This is a genomic window from Tistlia sp. (genome assembly GCF_040905785.1).
Taxonomy (GTDB): domain Bacteria; phylum Pseudomonadota; class Alphaproteobacteria; order Kiloniellales; family DSM-21159; genus Tistlia.
This window is the reverse complement of the sequence record NZ_JBBDQW010000027.1, coordinates 26,167-43,904: the sequence shown is the minus strand read 5'-3', so window position 1 is coordinate 43,904 and position 17,738 is coordinate 26,167. Positions and strand designations below refer to the sequence as shown.

13 protein-coding genes, 1 pseudogene and 1 other annotated feature are annotated in these 17,738 nt (G+C 66.4%); of the genes and pseudogenes, 8 read left to right on the top strand and 6 right to left on the bottom strand.

What is annotated here, in order from left to right; genetic code table 11:
• From WD341_RS07050 to WD341_RS07020, 7 genes and pseudogenes are all read left to right on the top strand, one after another.
• Window positions 1-778, top strand: a 778-nt coding sequence (locus WD341_RS07050; protein WP_368424731.1) for a F0F1 ATP synthase subunit gamma, incomplete at its 5' end; no start/stop codon positions are given.
• A gap of 193 nt (window positions 779-971) precedes the next feature.
• On the top strand, window positions 972-2,747 hold the full coding sequence (locus tag WD341_RS07045; RefSeq protein WP_368424730.1) for an alpha-amylase family glycosyl hydrolase: 1,776 nt from the start codon (window positions 972-974) through the stop codon (window positions 2,745-2,747).
• A 435-nt stretch (window positions 2,748-3,182) separates the two neighbouring features.
• Window positions 3,183-3,377: pseudogene (locus WD341_RS07040) on the top strand (hypothetical protein); the annotation flags it as partial.
• Between the two features lie 268 nt (window positions 3,378-3,645).
• The gene (gene otsB / locus WD341_RS07035) at window positions 3,646-5,265 is read left to right on the top strand and encodes a trehalose-phosphatase (RefSeq protein WP_368424729.1); all 1,620 of its coding nucleotides are present in this window, start codon (window positions 3,646-3,648) and stop codon (window positions 5,263-5,265) included.
• Window positions 5,255-7,738: a glycoside hydrolase family 65 protein gene (locus tag WD341_RS07030; RefSeq protein ID WP_368424728.1), complete on the top strand. Its 2,484-nt coding sequence runs from the start codon at window positions 5,255-5,257 to the stop codon at window positions 7,736-7,738. Before otsB ends, WD341_RS07030 begins: the two co-directional genes overlap by 11 nt.
• Window positions 7,735-10,158, top strand: coding sequence for a phosphoenolpyruvate synthase (gene ppsA, locus WD341_RS07025; protein ID WP_368424727.1), 2,424 nt, complete (start codon window positions 7,735-7,737; stop codon window positions 10,156-10,158). Before WD341_RS07030 ends, ppsA begins: the two co-directional genes overlap by 4 nt.
• A 127-nt stretch (window positions 10,159-10,285) precedes the next feature.
• A complete protein-coding gene (locus WD341_RS07020; protein WP_368424726.1) occupies window positions 10,286-10,636 on the top strand; it encodes an AMP-binding protein in 351 nt (116 codons plus the stop codon).
• Between the two features lie 122 nt (window positions 10,637-10,758).
• Here WD341_RS07020 and WD341_RS07015 read toward each other — a convergent pair whose 3' ends face one another.
• The 5 genes from WD341_RS07015 to WD341_RS06995 form a co-directional block, all read right to left on the bottom strand.
• Complete coding sequence (locus tag WD341_RS07015; RefSeq protein WP_368424725.1) at window positions 10,759-11,112, bottom strand: TraR/DksA family transcriptional regulator; 354 nt, start codon at window positions 11,110-11,112, stop codon at window positions 10,759-10,761.
• Window positions 11,113-11,141: 29 nt separating this feature from the next.
• Window positions 11,142-11,684 (bottom strand): macro domain-containing protein, encoded by a 543-nt coding sequence (locus tag WD341_RS07010; RefSeq protein WP_368424724.1) that lies wholly within the window; start codon window positions 11,682-11,684, stop codon window positions 11,142-11,144.
• 56 nt (window positions 11,685-11,740) lie between these two features.
• Window positions 11,741-12,340 carry a hypothetical protein gene (locus tag WD341_RS07005; protein WP_368424723.1) on the bottom strand — a complete coding sequence of 200 codons (600 nt, stop codon included), beginning with the start codon at window positions 12,338-12,340 and terminating at the stop codon, window positions 11,741-11,743.
• Window positions 12,341-12,576: 236 nt separating this feature from the next.
• A complete protein-coding gene (locus WD341_RS07000; RefSeq protein WP_368424722.1) occupies window positions 12,577-13,431 on the bottom strand; it encodes a universal stress protein in 855 nt (284 codons plus the stop codon).
• A 10-nt stretch (window positions 13,432-13,441) separates the two neighbouring features.
• The gene (locus tag WD341_RS06995) at window positions 13,442-14,926 is read right to left on the bottom strand and encodes a SulP family inorganic anion transporter (protein WP_368424721.1); all 1,485 of its coding nucleotides are present in this window, start codon (window positions 14,924-14,926) and stop codon (window positions 13,442-13,444) included.
• A 75-nt stretch (window positions 14,927-15,001) separates the two neighbouring features.
• Window positions 15,002-15,057: a sequence feature (sul1 is cis-regulatory element that is thought to sense ions involved in sulfur or methionine metabolism; They are found in Alphaproteobacteria), on the bottom strand.
• Window positions 15,058-15,261: 204 nt separating this feature from the next.
• Between WD341_RS06995 and WD341_RS06990 the strand changes: the two genes are divergently transcribed.
• Complete coding sequence (locus tag WD341_RS06990) at window positions 15,262-16,938, top strand: GMC family oxidoreductase (protein WP_368424720.1); 1,677 nt, start codon at window positions 15,262-15,264, stop codon at window positions 16,936-16,938.
• A 36-nt stretch (window positions 16,939-16,974) separates the two neighbouring features.
• Here the strand turns inward: WD341_RS06990 and WD341_RS06985 are convergent, their stop codons facing one another.
• On the bottom strand, window positions 16,975-17,712 hold the full coding sequence (locus WD341_RS06985; RefSeq protein WP_368424719.1) for a FadR/GntR family transcriptional regulator: 738 nt from the start codon (window positions 17,710-17,712) through the stop codon (window positions 16,975-16,977).
• Window positions 17,713-17,738 lie beyond the last annotated feature (26 nt).

Here is a 17,738-nt window from a genome sequence, read left to right as displayed (position 1 = left end):
ATACGAAAAGGCCGAAGCGGCGATGTCGCATTATGCACGCACCGTCGAACTGGGTCTGATGGCGCTCTTGCGCCAGCGTCGGCAGGCGGGCCTGCCCCTGCCAGGGGCCGCCAGCGGGACGGGGCGCGAGGCCCTGATCGTCATCGGCTCGGATCGCGGGCTCTGCGGGGGCTACAACGACAAGATCACCCGCTTCGCCTGGTCCCGGCTGGACAACCGGCCCATGGTGCTGGGCGTCATCGGGGCGCGCGTCGCGGCCCGGCTCGAAGCGGACGGGCGGCGTGCAGATTCCGTTCATCCCCTGCCGGGCTCGGTCGAGGGATTGTCGCGGCTGGTCCAGATCATGATCGTCGAGATCGACCGGTGGACGCGGGTCGAAGGGGTCGGGCAGGTCTGGCTTGCGCACAACCGCCGCGAGGGCCGCACCACGGCAAAGCCGCAGGCCCGCCGGTTGCTGCCGCTGCCCGACAGCTATCTGCGCAAACTGTCCGAGGCGGACTGGCCGGGGCGGTCCCTGCCGCTTTTCCGGATGGATCCCGACCGGCTGATGTCATGGCTGGTGCAGCAGCGGCTCTTCGTGGTGATCTACCGCGCGCTGGCCGAGGCTCTGGCCAGCGAACACGCCTCGCGGCTCGCTGCGATGCAGGCCGCCGAGCGCAACATCGAAGAGCGGCGCGATGACCTGCGCCAGCTCTACCGCCTCCGGCGACAGGAGACGATCACCCGCGAACTGCTGGACGTCGTGTCGGGCTACGAAGCCGTCAGCTCGGCCGACTGAGCGGTTCCGCGCCGTCTGACGACTCAGCGCTCCCTCATCTCAGGCGCGACCCGTCCTACGCGGGCGACGCTGAAAAATGCGCTTGATTCTTGCAGCAGCTTTTACCCTTGGCGCAGAATGGCTCTCTCGCCATGTATCCGTCGTCGCATGGTCTTGCAGGAGGGTGGCGGTGGGCGATGGGAAGCACGCGGGCATGGGCGCGCTGGATCACGAACACGGCGTGGCATTCAGAGTTTGGGCGCCAAACGCGGAGTCAGTTCACGTAACTGGCGATTTCAACGATTGGGATGACGAAGCGACGCCACTGGAGCGCGAGGGTGGGGGCTACTGGTACGGCGACGTTGCCGGGGCGACGGCCGGTCAAGGCTACAAGTTCGTCATTGGTGCGCGTGGTGAAAGATTCGCACGGATCGATCCTTACGCTCGCGCCGTTACGAGCTCCGTCGGCAACGGCATCATCGTATCCCGCGCCCACGAGAAGCACGACTTCGAGATGCCGCCCTGGAATCGCCTCGTCATGTACGAGATGCACGTCGGGACCTTTCACCGGACGCAGGACAACGAGGTTGGCACCTTCGAGGATGCGATCCGCAGACTCGACCATTTGAAGAAGCTCGGCGTCAGCGCTGTCCAGGTGATGCCGGCGATGGAGTTCGCCGGCGACGTCTCGCTCGGCTACAACCCTGCCCATATATTTGCCATCGAATCCAGCTATGGAGGCCCCGAGGCCTTCCGTAACTTCATTCGCGCTGCGCATGAGGCCGGGATCGCGGTGATTCTCGACGTCGTCTACAATCATTTCGGTCCCTCAGATCTCGACCTCTGGCGATTCGACGGCTGGGGAGAGAGCGACAAGGGAGGTATCTACTTCTACAACGATTGGCGTTCCAACACACCCTGGGGCGACACCCGTCCGGATTACGGCCGCCCGGAGGTGCGCCAGTTCATCCGCGACAACGCACTCTTCTGGCTGGACGAGTATGGCCTCGACGGCCTCCGGTTCGACATGACGCTCTACATGCGCACGGTAAAGGGTGACGAGAACGATCCGGAAGACGCACTGGAGGACGGCTGGTCGCTGATGCGCTGGATCAACGAGGAGGTGCGCGACCGCTTCCCCGGCCGCATTATTATCGCCGAGGATTTGCGCAACCAGGACATTCTCACTGCGGCGCCCGCGGATGGCGGGGCTGGCTTTGGCGCTCAGTGGGATGCCGAGTTCGTGCACCCGATTCGAGCAGTATTGGTTGCCCAGGATGACGCCCGCAGGGACATGGGAATGGTGGCTCGTGCCCTGTCGCACGCCTACAATGGCGACCCCTACCAGCGCGTCGTGTACACCGAGTCGCACGACGAAGTGGCGAACGGCAAGGCCCGCGTCGTCCATGAGATCGCACCGGGCGATCCCTCGCACTGGGCGGCGCAGAAACGCTCAACACTGGGGGCGGCGCTGACGCTGACAGCGCCGGGCATCCCGATGTTGTTTCAGGGGCAGGAGTTCCTTCAGGGAGAATGGTTCCAGGATACAGTTCCGCTCGACTGGGACCGATCGGAAGAGTTCCATGGCATCATCCGCCTTTACCGCGACTTGATCCGCTTTCGCCTTGATCGCATGGGCGTCACCGCCGGCCTTGGTGGAAGGCACATCGCCTTGACTCGCATAGACGAAGATCAGAAGGTCGTCGCCTACCGCCGTTGGCACGAAGGCGGGCCCGGCGACGACGTGATGATCGTAGCGAACTTCAGTCATGAGCCGAAACGACCGTATCGGGTCGGCTTCCCTGAAGCTGGGCATTGGGTGCTCCGGCTCAACAGTGACTGGAAGGGTTACAGCGATGACTTTGCCAACTTTGAGAGCGCGGACGTGACCGCCGAGGCGGAACCCTTGGACGATCTGCCCGCCTCGGCCGGGGTGGCCATCGGCTCATACAGCCTCCTGATTTATTCCAAGGACCCGCAACGAGAATAGATCTCCGCCGCGCAGCGAACATAGCAAGGCTTCCATCGTCAGCCGATAGCTCCGCCACGGCGGTCGTCCGCGATGCGAGCGCGTCGGCGAGGCGGCTTCAGGACCGCCCACTCCAAGTCCGTAAGGCCGCTTGGCAAGCGCACCCCTCGCGCGCAAACGCCTTGCCAATGATATCAGGCGACATACTGCGCCTTGAGGGCCAATTCGACACATCGATGATCGCAACGGACTGACATCATTCAATGTTTTCGATCAGACGCTTACAGCCAGAGCCGTTACCGACCTCTCGACCGGTGCCCGCGCCGATCGCGCAGCTTGATCCGGATCAATGCGCCAGGGGTCAAGGGTCAATACTTTCTGAACTACTCCCCTGCCGCCTCAGACCTGCTGGCTGAGAAAGTCTCGGGGGAATGGCGAGCCATTTGAGGACGTCCGATGCCCCGTCTCTTCCTCGTTTCCAATCGCAGTGGCCCACTCAATGATGCCAAGCCGGCGGCGCTGGTCCTGGACGAGATTTTCTACCTGCTGAACGTTCGTTTCCTGCACGCCCCGGTTTACACAGGCGTTGGCCTGCTCGGTAGTCGCGCGGTTCTGATCGCAATCGTCATCTGCATTGGCTTTCAAGTGCTGATCACGCATGCACCTTTCATGAACGTTCTTTTCGGCACCGAGCCCGCTCGATGCCGAAGCATGGCTGCGGTGCGCCGCCGCCGGTCTATTTGTGTTCGTCGCAGTCGAACTGGAGAAGTGGGCCTTTCGCCGCCAGCTGCGCTCGGGCACGGCTGCTGCCGAGGACAGCGAGCCGGGAAGCAAAAGGCGCAATCTCCGGTGACGGCCGGAGCGGCGAAACCCTCGCTCAGTCTGAACAGAAGGGCGCGCACCGTGAGGAGGAACCACGATGAACGAAGGCAATGCCCAAGGACCGAGCACTGCCCCGACTGCCCGGCTGAAGGCGGTGTTGTTCGATATGGATGGAGTCGTTACAGACACCGCGCAGGCGCACGCCGCCGCCTGGAAACGCTTGTTCGACGAGTTTCTGCGCGCCCGCGCGGCGGCAGGCGGCAACGAGTTCCGTCCGTTCGATCCGCAGCGTGAGTACCGGGAATTCGTCGACGGCAAGCCGCGGCACGCCGGCATCAGAAGCTTTCTTCGCTCGCGCGGAATCGATCTGCCCGAGGGCTCGCCCGAGGGCCCGCCCGACGCCGCGACCGTATTCGGGCTTGGCAGGCGCAAGCAGAATTACTTTCGGGCATGGCTCAACGACAATCGGGTTCGGCCATATCCGGGAACGCTGAAGCTCATCCACGACCTGCGCAAGAGCGGCACCAAGGCGGCAGTCTTCTCCTCAAGTCGCAACGCGGAAGACGTCCTGCGCAACGCCGGCGTGCTCGACCTGTTCGACGCCAAGGTCGACGGCAACGATTTGGCGGAACTCAGCCTGCGCGGCAAGCCGGATCCGGCGATGCTCCACGAGACAGCCTCACGGCTCGGCGTCAAGCCCGAACATGCCGCGATCGTCGAGGACGCCATTGCGGGCGTCGAGGCGGGCGCGCGCGGAGGCTTCGCCCTCGTGATCGGCGTCGACCGCGGAGGCTATGGCGATGCTTTGAAAGAGTCAGGGGCGCACATTGTCGTTGACGATCTGAGCGAATTGGTCGTCAGCAAGGATCACCGCATTGCCGTCAAGACCACCGACGGTTTACCGACCGTCTGGGATTGCGACCGGGAGCTGCGCGCGCGTCTATCCGGTCGCTCGCTGGCGGCCTTCCTCGACTACGACGGCACGCTCACGCCCATCGTCGAGGATCACACCAAGGCGTTTCTGGCCGATGACATGCGTGCCGCGATTGCGGAACTTGCCAAGTCTTGCAAGGTGGCGATCATCAGTGGTCGGGATCTTCAAATGGTCCAGAAATTGGTCAGGATCGAGACGATATTCGTTGCGGGAAGTCACGGCTTCGAAATCGCCGGCCCGGATGGATCGAGCGAACGCCTGGAGCGTGGCGTCGAGTCCCTGCCCAAGATCGATGAGGCGGAAAGGCGCTTGCACGAGAAGCTGTCCGACATCGCCGGCCACTCGGTCGAACGCAAGCGGTTCTCCATCGCCGTTCACTACCGCCAGGCCGCGGAAAAGGACGTGCCTCGGATAGAAGCTGTCGTCGACGAGGTGCTGTCCGCATGCGGCGGGCTCCGGAAAGGGCATGGCAAGAAAGTCTTCCGCATCCAGCCAGATCTGGACTGGCATAAGGGCCGTGCAGTGCTCTGGCTTCTGGAACGCTTCAAACGTGATGATCCAGACGTTCTTCCGGTCTATGTGGGGGACGACATCACCGACGAGGACGCATTTCGGGCGCTCGCGGGAATCGGCCTTACGATCGTCGTGCGCGATCATGAATCGCGCCGAACCGCCGCGGATTATGCGGTCGCGGATACGGGCGAGGTCAGGCGCCTGATTGATTGGCTCGCTGCGACGGCTGCCGAGATGCCAGATCGAAGGGAGCGGGGCGATGATGCCTGAGTCGCGCGACTGGTCGCTTGTCTATGAGGGCTATCGGCCCGAGCAGGAGGGATTACGCGAGGCGCTGTGCACGCTCGGCAACGGATATTTCGCGACGCGTGGCGCAGCCCCAGATACGCCGGCCGACGACATCCACTATCCCGGCACCTATCTCGCTGGCGGCTACAACCGGTTGGTGAGCGAGGTTGCGGGCCGCAACGTGGAGAACGAAGACCTCGTCAACATGCCGAACTGGCTGCCGCTGACGTTTCGTGTCGACGACGGCGCCTGGTTTCGCATCGACGATGTCGAGGTCCTGTCATTCCGTCAGGCGCTCGATCTCGGGCGGGGCGTGCTCGATCGCGACATCAGGTTCCGGGACAAGGCGGGCCGTACCACGCGATGGCGCGAGCGCCGTCTCGTCAGCATGGCCGATCAGCATCTTGCCGGCCTTGCGGTTGAATTGACCGCCGAGGACTGGTCGGGACGCCTCACGGTCCGCTCAGGCCTCGACGGGGGCGTGGTCAACAGCGGCGTGGCGCGCTACCGCGCTCTGGCCAGCAAGCACCTCGAAGTCCTCGAACTGGATCATCTTGGGACCGATACCCTCTTCCTGTGCTGTCAGACCAGCCAATCCCTGATCCAGGTCGCGCTGGCGGTGCGCACTCGTCTTTACCGAGGGGGGCGCGAATCCGAGGCGGAGTATCAGACGCAGACGCTGAACGATCAGATCTGGCAGGAGATCGCCTGCACGATTGAGCAGGGCGCTCCAGTCAGAGCCGAGAAGATCGTTGCGCTTCATACCTCGCGCGATTGGGCGATCGCCGAGTCGGGGCTCGAAGCGAAAAGAACGCTCGGTCATGCCGGCGGCTTCGACGATCTGCTCGCGGCCCATGAGATCGCTTGGCGGCATCTGTGGGATGATTGCGGCATCGAGCTTACGGACGGCACGGCTGAGGACACCGAGCTCAAGTTGCGCGTTCATATCTTTCACCTGCTGCAAACCGCCTCGCCGCACACCATCGATCTCGATGTCGGCGTCCCTGCGCGCGGATGGCACGGCGAGGCCTATCGGGGCCACATCTTCTGGGACGAACTGTTCATTTTCCCGTTTCTCAGCCTGCGCATCCCTACGCTTACTCGCGCGCTCCTGCACTATCGCTATCGCCGGTTGCCGGAAGCGCGGCGCGCAGCCCGCGCTGCCGGCTTCGAAGGGGCGATGTTTCCCTGGCAAAGTGGCAGCAATGGCCGAGAGGAAACCCAGCATCTCCATCTCAACCCGAAATCAGGACGGTGGAATCCCGACAACACCCACCGTCAGCGCCACATCAGTTCGGCGATCGCCTACAATGTCTGGCAATATTACCAAGCCACGGACGACCACGAGTTTATCTACGCCTATGGCGCCGAATTGTTTCTCGAGATCGCCCGTTTCTGGGCGAGCATCGCGACCTACAACGCCGCGATCGACCGCTACGAGATCAAGGGGGTCATGGGACCGGACGAATACCATACGGCCTATCCCGGCGCCGACCCGGAGGCCGAGGGCGGCATCGACAACAACGCCTACACCAACGTCATGGCTTCCTGGGTCCTCACACGATCCCTCGATGTCCTCGAACTTTTGCCCAAGACGCATTGCATCCAACTGTGCGAACGCATCGGCCTGGACCTCAGTGAGACCGAGCGCTGGTATGACGTCAGCCGAAAGCTTCGCGTGCCGTTCCACGATGACGGCATCATCAGCCAGTTCGAAGGCTATGAGAATCTCACGGAGTTTGATTGGGAAGGCTACCGTAAGAAGCACGGCGACATCCATCGGCTTGACCGAATCCTTGAGGCGGAGAACGATGACATAAACCGCTATAAGGCCTCCAAGCAGCCCGACGTGCTGATGCTGTTCTATCAGTTCACGGCCGACGAGCTCTATCTGATCTTTGAGCAGCTGGGCTATCCGTTCGAGCCCGCGAGCATCCCTAGGAACATCGATTACTATCTCGCCCGAACGTCGCATGGTTCGACGCTGAGTGGCGTCGCTCATTCCTGGGTGCTCGCGCGCTCGGACCGGTCGCGGTCATGGCGTCATTTCCAGCGTGCGCTCGATAGCGATATAGCAGACGTGCAGGGCGGCACCACCCCGGAGGGCATCCATGTGGGCGCCATGGCCGGGACCATCGACCTCATACAGCGCTGCTATATCGGCATCGAGATGCGAGCCAACACGTTGCACTTCGATCCCGCGCTACCCGATAACTTGCATCAGATCAAGGTGCGGCTGCGCTATCGCCGGCAAGTATTGGATATCGAGGTCGATCACGACACGCTGCGGATCGGCAGCCGATCGTTTACCTCCGTCCCGATCAAGGTGGCGTACCGGGGCCACTATCGGGACTTGGCGCCGGGCGAGGTTTGCCAATTCCGGCTGATCAAGCCTGAAGACCGTGATCGCGACGAGAACCGGGCCATGAGTGCCGCAAAGGAGGCGAAGCCATGAACGAACAGACCCCTGTGATCAGTTGGTTCTCGGACCTTGATCGCTCGGATACAGCGACTGTCGGCGGCAAGAACTCATCTCTCGGTGAGATGATCGGCAAGCTCAAGGAGGCCGGGATCAATGTGCCGGACGGCTTTGCAACGACGGCGGAGGCATACTGGAGTTTCCTCGAGGCCAACGACCTGACCGACCGCATCACCGCCAAGCTGGCCGAGTTGAAGGCGAGCGGAAGCAACCTGCCTCAGGTCGGCAAGGCCGTGCGCAAGATGGTCCTCCAGGCCACGTTTCCGGCTCCGCTGGAGGAAGCCATCGCGCGCGCTTACCGCGAGATGACGGAGCGCGCCGGCCGAAAGGTGACCAGCGTTGCCGTGCGCAGCAGCGCCACTGCGGAAGATCTGCCGGAAGCAAGCTTTGCCGGCCAGCTGGAGAGTTTCCTGAACGTCCGCGGGGAAAAGGCGTTGCTGGAGACTTGCAAGCGCTGCTACGCCTCGCTGTTCACCGACCGGGCCATCGCCTATCGCATCAACAACGGCTTCGAGCATATGAAGGTGGCCCTCTCGGTCGGGGTGCAGGCAATGGTCCGCTCCGACAAGGCCGGCGCGGGCGTGATGTTCTCCATCGATACCGAGAGTGGCTTTCCCCGCAGCGTTCTGATCAACGGTGCCTGGGGCTTGGGTGAGACCGTGGTTCAGGGCATGGTCGGGCCGGACGAGTACCATGTCTTCAAGCCGTTGCTGGACAACCCGGCGCTGCGGCCGATCATCGAGAAGACGCTCGGCAGCAAAGCCAAGAAGATGATCTATGCGACCGGAGGTCAGGCCACCTCCAAACTCGTTGACACTAGCAAGAAGGAGCGCGGCTCGTTCGTGCTGGAAGACGACGAGGTATTGAAGCTCGCGCGCTGGGCGTGCGCTATCGAGACGCATTACGGCCAGCCCATGGACATCGAATGGGCAAAGGACGGCGAGACCGGGGAGCTGGCGATCGTGCAGGCGCGCCCGGAAACCGTGCAGTCGCGCAAGGACGTGGGCACGCTCAAGACCTACCGGCTGAAGAAGAAGGGCCGTAGGTTGGTCTCCGGGCTGGCGATCGGAGATTCGATCGCAACCGGCAAGATCTGTCGCCTCAAGAGCGCAGCGGAGATCGGCCAGTTCAAGTCGGGTTCCGTTCTCGTGACGGGCATGACCGATCCCGACTGGGTTCCGATCATGAAGAAGGCATCCGCCATCGTGACCGACCAGGGCGGCCGCACCAGCCATGCCGCGATCGTCAGCCGCGAGCTTGGCCTCACCGCCATCGTCGGCGCCGGAAACGCGACCACGACGCTCAAGGAAGGCGGCGAGGTGACGGTCTCCTGCGCAGAAGGCAGCGAGGGACATGTCTATTCGGGTGTCGCCGACTTCGAGGTGCGCGAGATCGGCATCGCCGACATCCCGAAAACTCGCACCAAAATCATGGTGAACCTGGGCAACCCGGCGGCCGCATTCCGCTGGTGGCTGCTGCCGACCGACGGTGTGGGGCTCGCCCGCATGGAGTTCATCATCGGGAATCTGATCAAGATTCATCCCATGGCGCTGGTACGCTACGACAAGCTCGAGGACAAGGAGGCCCGCCGGCAGATTGCCGAGCTGACCCACGCCTACAAGGACAAGACCGAGTACTTCGTGGAGACGCTGGCGCGCGGCATGGCCCGGATCGCCGCGGCGCACCATCCCAACCCCGTGATCGTGCGTATGAGCGACTTCAAGACCAACGAATATGCCCAGCTGATCGGCGGCGCCGCCTTCGAGCCGAAGGAGGAAAATCCGATGCTCGGCTGGCGCGGAGCGAGCCGCTATTACAGCGAGGGATACCGCGAGGGCTTCGATTTGGAATGCCGTGCGGTGCGTTTCGCGCGCGAACAGATCGGCCTCGACAACATTGTCGTCATGATCCCCTTCTGCCGTTCCATCGAGGAGGCGGACAGTGTGCTCAAGGTGCTGTCGGAGAACGGGCTCATTCGCGGCCGCAACGGGCTTGAGGTCTACGTCATGGCCGAAGTCCCCTCCAATATCATCCTGGCCGAGGATTTCGCCGAACGGTTCGATGGCTTCTCCATCGGTTCGAACGATCTGACCCAGCTCATGCTCGGCGTCGACCGCGACAGCGCTGCCCTGAGCGCGCTGTTCGACGAGCAAAACAAGGCGGTGACGGTCGCCATCGCCGACCTGCTCGCCAAGGCGCGCAAGAGCGGAACGCACACCGGCATTTGCGGCCAGGCGCCGAGCGACCATCCCGAATTCGCAAGCTTTCTCGTTGAGCACGGCATCGATTCGATATCGGTGAGCCCCGACAGCTTTCTCGCTGTAAAGCGTGTGGTCGCACAGGCGGAACGCGAACGCGACGCCGGAAAGGGGAATGAGCGGTCAAGCCGCACGTGAGGCGACCGGATGAAACCTGCCATCCCGGAGATCAGGCGGCGGTCGTTGATGGTGCGAGCCCGACCCATTGACGCGGATGCCCGAGCCGGGTTTTTCTTCCCGGGTCCTGGCGTTCGGGGAGTGCGCCATGACGGAACGCAACGATAGCGACGGATCTCCCGCGACGCTGCAGGCGCTCACGTGCGATCTCGCCTCCGGAGGCGATCGTGATGCGTTGGTTGCGGTTGGCGGCGATAAGGTCGGGCGGGTCAGTTTCCGCGTCCTGGCTGCGGAGGTCGAAGCCCTTGCGCGCATGCTATCCCGCAGGGGTATCCGAGAGAACGACCCGGTGGTTCTCTGTGGCCCCGGCGGCGCCGATTGGATCGTCGACCGCGCGATCCTGTTCTATACCTCGGGCACAACCCGACCGCCCAAGGGCGTGCCACTCACGCATCGGAACATTGCCTTTCAGATCGGCGTGATTGCCGAGGCTGGCTAAGACATCCAAGCCGCAGCCAACAAGCCGCCCAGGTCCCTGACCCTGGCGTCTTCTTTGCGTCCGGAGGCGGGCCCGGACGGGCGAGGCCCCGGCCACCACCGTCCCCGCACGCCGGCGGGCCGTCAGCGGTCCTCGCCGCCCTCGAGGCAGGGCACGCAGAGCGCGGTCGCCGGGTCGAGGCGCAGGCGGGCCAGGGCGATCTCCTCGCCGCAGCGCAGGCAGTCGCCGTATTCGTCGGTCTCCAGGCGGCGCAGCGCGGCGCGGATCCGCTGGCCGGCGGCGAGGCGCCGCTGCTCGGTCGCCATCGCCATGGCCTGCTGCTGCATTGCGTCCATGCGGCTGAGGCGGCCGACGCTCTGCTGGTCGAGCTCGACCGGCCGGCGGCTGTCGCGGGTCGCGGCGCCCTGGCTCTCGAGCTCGGCCAGCCGCCGCTCGAGCTCCGCCTTGAGGTCTCGCAGGTCTCCGTCGCTCAGCATGATGCGTCTCCTCCGGTCCCGGCGGCGGCTCAGGCGGCGTCGTGGAGCTGTGCCAGGATCCGGCTGTGGAGGAGGGCGTCGGCGGGATCGAAGAGGACGAAGCGGACCAGCCTCACGGTTGTCAGGTGCTGCAGCTCGTGGAGCACCGTCGAGAGCGCGATGCGCGCCGCCGCCTCCATGGGAAAGCCGAAGGCGCCGGTCGAGATCGCCGGGAAGGCGACCGAGACGATCCCCTGCTTCTCGACCAGGTGCAGGGCGTTGCGGTAGCAGGCCGCCAGCAGGCCGTCGGCCGGCTCGTCGCGGCCATGGACCGGACCCAGGCAGTGGATCACCCAGCGGTTCGGCAGGCGGTGCCCGCCGGTGATGACGGCCTGACCCGGCCGGATCGGCGCGAGCGGCCGGCATTCCTCCTCCAGCCCGGGACCGGCCGCCCGGTGAAGGGCGCCGGCGACGCCGCCACCGCTGCGCAGCTCGGCATTGGCGGCGTTGACCACGGCTTCGACGTCCGGCTGGGCGGCGATATCGCCGGCGATGCACTCGACGGCCACGCCGCGGTGGGTGCGCTGGGTCATGGACGTGCCTCCTCTCCGGGGGAGCCCCCCGCTTCAGGTCTTCGGGGCGCGGCCGCTTACCGGCGCTGCAGCGTGTCGCCCTGGTCGATGGTGCGCAGCGGCGTCAGGGTCTCGGGGCGCAGGCGCAGGGCCAGGGGGCGCTTGCCGTCGCGCTGGCCGATCTCCGCGAAGACCAGCAGCGGCGCCAGCGTCCGGTCGAGGCCTTCGGGATCGGGCGTGAAGTCGAGCAGCGCGCCCAGCCTTCGGCCGAGCCGGCCGGCGGTCGCCAGCACCGCCGATTCCGACCGCTCGAGCCGGTGCGCCAGCTCGGGCAGCGTGGCGGCGCCGTCCGGCAGGCGGATGAGCAGGAGGAGCAGCGCCATCGACTGCTTCGTCATCTCGGCCTGGAGGACCTGGAGCGCCTCGTCGTACTCCGCCTCGCTCGGCACGCTGCCGGTCCGTTCGGCGCGCAGCTGCTCGATGCGCCGGTCGAGCAGCTCCTGCAGGGCGGCGACCGCCTCCTCGACCGTCGGGGCGCTGCACTCCTCGATCTTGCGCATCCCCAGGTAGGCGATGGCGTGGCAGGCGCCGCCGCGCTTGCCGGCGATGATGCGGTAGCGGTGGTGCTGCAGGTCGACGCGCTCCGGCGCCCCCGCTTTCGTCGCTGCTGTGGCCAAGTCAGGCTTCTCCTTTTCTCGATGCGTCGGGTCGCCTTGCGCGGCCGCCTCGGGGCCGTGGGACCGACCGGTGGACTTCCCGTCCCGGGCCGCCGCGGGGTGGCGGCGGCGGGGCGTCGTCCAGTCGGACGGCGCGGGAAGTGTCGCTCTTGATACAAACAAGTCCGGAGGTTCCCCGAAAGGTCCCTTGCCGGCCGCGAAACCCGCGGCGGCGCAGGCCGCCGCCATCCGGGCCGCTAGCGGAAGAGCATGACCGGAATCTTGCAGGACCGCAGCATTTCGGCCGTGGTCGAGCCGATGATCAGGCTGCGGATCCGCGAGTGGCCGTAGGCTCCCATGACCAGCAGGTCGATGGCCTGCTTTTCGACCGTCTCGGCGATCACCGTCTCGGGATCGCCGTCGATGACCATGCCCTCGACCGCGTAGCCGCCGGCCTCGAGCAACGCCTGTGCGTTGCCGAGGCGCTTTCTCGTGTTCTCCGAGTCGGGGCCGACGGTCACCAGGCTGCACCGCAGACCCGAGAAGAGGCGGCTGCGGGCGACGGTGTCGACCGCCTTCATGCTGCTGGTGCCGCCGTCGTAGGCGATCAGGAAGCGCTCGATCGGCTTGAAGGCACGGGCGGCCACGAGTAGCGGCCGGCGGCTGGAACGGGCGACGCGCTCCAGGTTCGAGCCGAGATGCAGCCGGGCGAAGTCGGCGGCCTCGCCGCGCTTGCCGATGACGACGAGGTCGGCCTCGGCCTCGCATTCGGCGACGGCCTCGACAAGGTCGCCGATGCGCAGGCGGGTCGTGACCTCGGTGACGCCGGCGGCGGCGATCTTGGCCTTGGCGTCCTCCAGGATCGCCCGTCCGCGCTTCTGCGCCAGCTTGCCGCGCTGCTCGTCGAGTGTCGCCAGCTCCTCCAGCAGGGCGGTGCGCGCGCCGAGCTTCAGGCTGCCGCTGAGGTCGGCCGGCGGGCTGCCGGTCTCGCGGCGTCCGATGACGTGCAGGATTTCGACCGCCGCGCCGGTCCGCCCGGCGACCCAGGCGGCATGGTCACAGACGCTGTGCGAGTAGAGCGAGCCGTCGATGAGGGCGATCAGCTTCGTCAATCTTCCTCTCCTAGTGGCCCAAGAGCTTCTCGAGCGCGCCGGGCTTGTCGTGCAGCGCCAGTCTGTCGACGATCGTCTCGCTCGCCTGGTTCAACCCGACGATCTCGACCTCGGCACCCTCGCGTCGGAACTTAAGCACTATCATATCCAGCGCGGTGACGCTCGAAATGTCCCAGATATGGGCGCGGCCGACGTCGATGGTGACCTTCTCCAGGACCTCCTTGAAGTCGAAGGAGGCGGTGAAGGCCTCGGCCGAGGCGAAAAAGACCTGGCCCTCGACGACGTAAGTTCGGGCCGTGCCGTCCGCCGAGAGGGTTGAGGTGACCCGGAAGATTTGCGCGATCTTCCAGGCGAAGAAGATGCCCGACAGCAGCACCCCGACGAGCACGCCGATCGCCAGGTTGTGGGTCAGGACGACGCAGACGACGGTGGCGAGCATGACGATCGAGGAGCTGCGCGGGTGGTGCCGGAGGTTGCGGATCGACGACCAGCTGAAGGTGCCGATCGCGACCATGATCATGATCGCGACCAGGGCCGCCATCGGGATGCGGCTGACCCAGTCGCCCAGCACGACGATCATGAACAACAGGTAGACGCCGGCGGCGGCGGTCGAGAGGCGGCCACGGCCGCCGGATTTCACGTTGATCATCGACTGGCCGATCATGGCGCAGCCGGCCATGCCGCCGATGAAGCCGGTCGCCGTGTTGGCCAGGCCCTGACCGACGCACTCGCGGTTCTTGTCGCTCGGCGTGTCGGTCAGCTCGTCGACGATGGTCGCCGTCATCAGCGATTCCAGCAGGCCGACGGCGGCGACCGCCGCCGAGTAGGGCAGGACGATCAGCAGCGTCTCGAGGGTGAGCGGAATGTCCGGAATCAGGAAGATCGGCAGCGTCGAGGGCAGCTCGCCCATGTCGCCGACGGTGCGCAGGTCGAAGCCGAAGTAGAGGGCGGCCGCGGTCAGGGCGACGATGCAGACCAGCGGCGACGGGATCGCGCGGGTGATCAGGGGGAAGAGATAGATGATCGCGAGCCCGGCGGCGACCATCGGGTAGGTCAGCCAGGGCACGCCGACGAGCTCCGGCAGCTGCGCGATGACGATCAGGATCGCCAGCGCGTTGACGAATCCGATGATGACCGAGCGCGACACGAAGCGCATCGCCGAGCCCAGGCGCAGGAAGCCGGCGCCGATCTGCAGCAGGCCGGCGAGCACGGTGGCGGCGAGCAGGTACTGCAGCCCGTGCTCCTTGACCAGCGTCACCATCAGCACGGCGGTCGCGGCGGTCGCGGCGGAGATCATGCCCGGCCGCCCGCCGGCGATGGCGACGACCACCGCGATCGAGAAGGAGGCGTAGAGCCCGACCTTGGGATCGACGCCGGCGATGATCGAGAAGGCGATGGCCTCGGGGATCAGGGCGAGGGCCACCACCAGGCCGGCCAGCAGATCGCCGCGGATGTTGCCGACCCACTGGTCGCGATAGGCGTAGAGCGCGTTCATCTGGTCTCCGGGCAATGGCGGCGCGCGACGAGGGGACCGGGTCCCTCCGCGACGGGCATTGCAGGGTCTTGGAAGGTCTGACCGGCGGGTCGGCGGCCGGCGGAGCCACCCGGAGTCGCACCGGGTCCATTCGAATGGCGCAGTCATACGCCCGGTTATGTTGCAATGCAACATAAAGCAGGGGAGATGCCTGAACGATACCAAAGCGGTCATTGGTTCGATGCCGCGAGGACGCGCCATTGCAATCTGGCGCGGGCTAAGCATCATGGGGCGCTGCTTCCGCTGCGAGCCGAACCAATCGGCGCGGCCCCACCAGACAGCGAGTCCGATACTTCATGCCAAGCTCCCGCTCCAAGACGCAGAGCGCCGACTTCGTCATCGTCGGCGCCGGCTCGGCCGGCTGCACCCTGGCCAACCGCCTGTCGGCCGACCCGGCCGCCGAGGTCCTGCTGCTCGAGGCCGGCGGCTGGGACCGCGACCCCCTGATCCACGTGCCGCTCGGCTGGGGCAAAATCCTGCAGAAGCGGCTGCACGACTGGATGTACTTCAGCGAGCCCGAGGACAGCGTCGATGGGCGCCGGGTCGAGTGCGCGCGCGGCAAGGTCGTCGGCGGCTCCTCCTCGATCAATGCCATGGCCTACGTGCGCGGCAACCGGCGCGACTTCGACCGCTGGGCCGCGGCCGGACTGCCGGACTGGTCCTACGCGCAGCTGCTGCCCTACTTCCGTCGGCAGGAGAGCTGGGCCGGCGGCGCGGACGCCTGGCGCGGCGGCGAGGGCCCGATCGGCACGCAGTTCTGCCGCTACCAGGACAGCCTTGTCGACGCCTTCGCCGCGGCCGGGCGCGAGGCCGGCCACGGCTGGACCGAGGACTACAACGGCGCCGAGCAGGAGGGCTTCGGGCGCCTGCAGATGTCGATCCGCAACGGCCGCCGCTGCAGCGGCGCCACCGCCTACCTGCGCCCGGCCCTGGGCCGCGCCAACCTGACCGTCGAGGTCAAGGCGCTGGTCACGCGGGTGCTGTTCGAGGGCGACCGGGCCGTCGGCGTCGAGTACGTCAAGGAGGGGCGGGTCGTCACCGTGCGCGCCGGGCGCGAGGTGATCCTGGCCGGCGGCGTCATCAACTCGCCGCAGCTGCTGATGCTCTCGGGCGTCGGCCCGGAGCAGGAGCTGAAGCGCCACGGCCTGGAGACCCGGGTCGCGCTGCCCGGCGTCGGGCGCAACCTGCAGGACCACGTTTCGGTGATCCTGATGTACGAGCGCAAGGAGCCGGGGCCCTTCCACCGTATGATGCGCTACGACCGCATCGCCCGCGAGATGGGCCGCGCCTACCTGTTCGGCAGCGGCTTCGCCGCCGACGTGCCGGGCGGCATCACGGCCTTCCTGAAGAGCCGCTCGGGGCTCGAGGTGCCCGACGTCCAGCTGTTGATGACCGCGGCGCCGCTCGGCGCCTGGCCCTACTTCCAGCCCTTCAAGGCACCCTTCGCCGACGGCTTCGCCTGCCGCGTGGTGATGCTGCATCCCGAGAGCCGGGGCAGCGTCACCCTGGCCAGCGCCGACCCCGGCGAGCTGGCGATCATCCGCCAGAACTTCCTGTCGACCGAGGGCGACTGGCGGTCGCTGCGCGCCGGCTTCGACCTGGCCCGCGACCTGGCCGCCCAGCCGGCGCTCGCGCCCTACGTCAAGGCCGAGATCGCGCCGGGCGCGGCCAAGGCTTCGCGCGAGGAGATCGACGCCCACATCCGGCGCACATCGATCACGGTGCACCACCCGCTCGGTACCTGCCGCATGGGTCCCGAGGGCGATCCCGACGCGGTCGTCGACGCCGCGCTGCGGGTCCGCGGCCTTGAGGGCCTGCGCGTGGTCGACGCCTCGGTGATGCCGGACCTGACCAGCGGCAACATCAACGCCCCGATCGTGGCGATCGCGGAGAAGGCGGCCGACCTGATCCTCGGCCGCAGGCCGCTCGCCGCCGAGGATCCGGCGGCGCGGCGCGAGAGCGCGGCGGCCTGACGCCTGAAGGCTAGTCGGCGGCCTGCTGCGGGAAGACTACTCGGCGGCCTGCCGCCGCGCGTAGCCGGCCGGCAGGCTGTCGACGAAGAGGCTCTGGTGCACGTCGCTCAGGTGGTCGTGCATCAGGCTTTCGGCGCGCTGGCAGTCGCGCGCGGCGATCGCCTCGACGATCGCCTTGTGGAAGCTGGCGTGCTGCGCCTGCCGCTTGAAGCAGTGGCCGTTCTCGCCGAAGCGGGCCAGGGCGGAATCCTGCATCGCCCGGCCGACCCCCTCGTGCAGGGTCACGAAGAGGGAGTTGCGCGACAGCTCCGCGATCCGGCGGTGCAGGGCCGCGTCGGCCTGCTGGTAGCCGACGTGGTTGTCGGCCCTGGCGGTGCGCTCGGCCAGCTCGCGCAGCTCCTCGACCTCGAGTCGCGAGGAGCGGATCGCGGCGAGGCGGGCCATGACCGGCTCCAGCGCCAGGCGCAGCTCGATCAGCTCGACGGGATTGGCCAGGTCGAAGGGCAGCAGCGCGGCGGCCTCGGGCCCTGCGCTCGCTCCGCCCGCGGCCGGCGCGGCCTCGCGGCCGACCACGAAGGTGCCACGCCCCTGGTGGCGCAGGATCCGGCCCTGGGCCTCGAGCTCGGCCAGGGCGCGGCGCAGGATGCGCCGGCCGACGCCGAAGGTCTCCGACAGCTCGCGCTCGGTCGGCAGCCGCCCGCCGACATCGAGGGCGTCGCTCTCGATCAGCTGCAGCAGCGCCGTCAGCGTCTGTTGATAGCGGTCCGTTGCCACTCCGCGAATCCCACGATGAGGGCCCC

What these genes read in the sequence shown, in the direction of transcription:
- WD341_RS06990 (WP_368424720.1), top strand. Translation starts at nt 15,262, where the DNA reads ATGCCAAGCTCCCGCTCCAAGACGCAGAGCGCCGACTTCGTCATCGTC.
- otsB (WP_368424729.1), top strand. Translation starts at nt 3,646, where the DNA reads ATGAACGAAGGCAATGCCCAAGGACCGAGCACTGCCCCGACTGCCCGG.
- WD341_RS06995 (WP_368424721.1), bottom strand. Translation starts at nt 14,926, where the DNA reads ATGAACGCGCTCTACGCCTATCGCGACCAGTGGGTCGGCAACATCCGC.
- WD341_RS07010 (WP_368424724.1), bottom strand. Translation starts at nt 11,684, where the DNA reads ATGACCCAGCGCACCCACCGCGGCGTGGCCGTCGAGTGCATCGCCGGC.
- ppsA (WP_368424727.1), top strand. Translation starts at nt 7,735, where the DNA reads ATGAACGAACAGACCCCTGTGATCAGTTGGTTCTCGGACCTTGATCGC.
- WD341_RS07045 (WP_368424730.1), top strand. Translation starts at nt 972, where the DNA reads ATGGGCGCGCTGGATCACGAACACGGCGTGGCATTCAGAGTTTGGGCG.
- WD341_RS07015 (WP_368424725.1), bottom strand. Translation starts at nt 11,112, where the DNA reads ATGCTGAGCGACGGAGACCTGCGAGACCTCAAGGCGGAGCTCGAGCGG.
- WD341_RS07030 (WP_368424728.1), top strand. Translation starts at nt 5,255, where the DNA reads ATGATGCCTGAGTCGCGCGACTGGTCGCTTGTCTATGAGGGCTATCGG.
- WD341_RS07020 (WP_368424726.1), top strand. Translation starts at nt 10,286, where the DNA reads ATGACGGAACGCAACGATAGCGACGGATCTCCCGCGACGCTGCAGGCG.